Source organism: Haemophilus sp. C1 (assembly GCF_001276515.1).
Lineage (GTDB): Bacteria > Pseudomonadota > Gammaproteobacteria > Enterobacterales > Pasteurellaceae > Haemophilus.
The window spans coordinates 1-657 of the sequence record NZ_LDVZ01000075.1 but is presented as its reverse complement, the minus strand read 5'-3'; the positions used below and the strand labels follow the sequence as shown (position 1 = coordinate 657).

Here is a 657-nt window from a genome sequence, read left to right as displayed (position 1 = left end):
CGAGTAAAAAATTGAGTTTTTCAGAAAAGCATTCTGTAGGGAATTATAATATAAATAATCTAAAATACATTTATAACTTAGATAATAAAGAAGAAAGGAATAAATGGAATAGGGAGGTTAATTTGTTAAATAAAATTCACTTTAATGGTATAAGAGAGTTTAACAAAGTAAGTGAGGTGAGAAAATGAAAAAATATATATTTTTTATATTGATAAATCTTAACGGATGTTTGGTTTGGGAACTAACTCCGCCTTATTCTTCTAGTTTTAGTGAAACTGTTTGGGTTAATAAAGATACAAATAAGCCTATACCTAAAGAGATTTACATGAATTGTCTTAAAATGTCTTTTAAAGGATTTGAAACTATAAATAAGTCAGGGTTAGAGGTTATTAAGAATAAAGAAGATGAGAAGAAGTCAGATAGAATATATGCCTCTTGTTTAAGGGAGAATGGTTTTGTATTTAATGCAAGTTATAAGTATTGCTATAAATTTCCTTATATTTGCCAAAAATATAAGGAGTATAGAAAATAAATTTTTAAATAAAAATATTTTTATCTGACGTAGATTACCCCTAAATACAGCACCATTTTCACAATGTTTTAAGCTGTTCTTTTGGTGCTCCAAAGTTAAACCGAAATTCACATTCCTTCAAGAAT

Annotated in this window: 2 protein-coding genes; both read left to right on the top strand. The window is 26.6% G+C overall.

Annotated elements, in window-relative coordinates; translation table 11 throughout:
* The coding region (locus ABW51_RS10445) for a hypothetical protein (protein ID WP_053466556.1) at positions 1 to 188 on the top strand (188 nt) is incomplete at its 5' end.
* A complete protein-coding gene (locus ABW51_RS09605; protein ID WP_053466555.1) occupies positions 185 to 532 on the top strand; it encodes a hypothetical protein in 348 nt (115 codons plus the stop codon). The genes ABW51_RS10445 and ABW51_RS09605, both read left to right, overlap by 4 nt.
* Positions 533 to 657: the final 125 nt, after the last annotated feature.

Bases quoted from the DNA above. Each gene is read 5' to 3' on its own strand.
- ABW51_RS09605 (WP_053466555.1), top strand. From the start codon at position 185: ATGAAAAAATATATATTTTTTATATTGATAAATCTTAACGGATGTTTG.